This window comes from Mycobacterium sp. TH-M82, assembly GCF_057473605.1.
The window spans coordinates 1-1,004 of sequence record NZ_JBYCKY010000861.1 but is presented as its reverse complement, the minus strand read 5'-3'; the positions used below and the strand labels follow the sequence as shown (position 1 = coordinate 1,004).

Sequence of the window (1,004 nt, the reverse complement as noted above, 5' to 3'; positions counted from 1 at the left end):
CGGGATGTTGAACAACTCACCCCAGGTGCCGCCGGCCACCCCGTCGATCTTGGCGGCGATCCGGCGGGTGACCTCGTTGCCGACCGGGATCCAGCTCGGGTTGGGCTCGCCGTGGCCCTGCCTGCTGGAGTAGCGCCGGATACCCAGCTTGCCGCGTTGGGTGAACGTCGTGATCGAGTTGTCCAGATGCTGCATCACCAGCGCAATCACGGTGCGCTCGCTCCAGTGCCGCGGGTTGAGCAGCCGCAGCATGTTGCTCGGGTCTTCGCGGGCCTGGTCCAGCAGTTGTCGCCACCGCGGGGTGTCGGTGCCCAACGGTCCGGCGCCGTCGGTCATCAGGGTCTGCAGCAGGCCCATCGCGTTGGAGCCCTTGCCGTAGCGGACCGGCTCGATGTGAGTGTCGGCGGTGGGGTGGATCGACGAGGTGATCGCCACCCCGCGGGTCAGGTCGAGCTGCGGGCTCACCTGCAACCGGGCCGCGCCGACGATCGACTCGGAGTTGGTGCGGGTCAGCACCCCGAGCTTGGCGGACAGTTTCGGCAATTTGCCCTTGTCCCGCATCGTGAACAGCAGCCGCTGGGTGTTGTAGGTGCCGGCCGCCAGCACCAGGTACGTCGCGGTGAAGGTCTTATGGCGACGCCGCGGCGACAGCCCGGTACGCGCGGTTCGCACCTGCCACAGTCCGCCGGGCCCCTGCTCGAAGCCGGTCACCGTCGTCATCGGATGCACCTGCGCGCCAGCCGATTCCGCCAAATACAGGTAGTTCTTCACCAGGGTGTTCTTGGCGCCGTGCCGGCAGCCGGTCATGCACTCGCCGCATTCGACGCAGCCGGTGCGGGCCGGCCCGGCACCGCCGAAATACGGATCGGGCACGGTCTTGCCGCCGGCGGGGCCGTCAGCGCCGTCGGCGCCGAAGAACACCCCGACCGGGGTCGGCACGAACGTGTCGCCGACGCCCATCTCGTCGGCAACCTCCTTGACGATGCGGTCGGCGTCGGTGAACG

Annotated in this window: 1 pseudogene; it reads right to left on the bottom strand. The window is 68.9% G+C overall.

The window, feature by feature from the left end:
• Positions 1 to 1,004: pseudogene (locus tag AC2VON_RS24975) on the bottom strand (cholesterol oxidase); the annotation flags it as partial.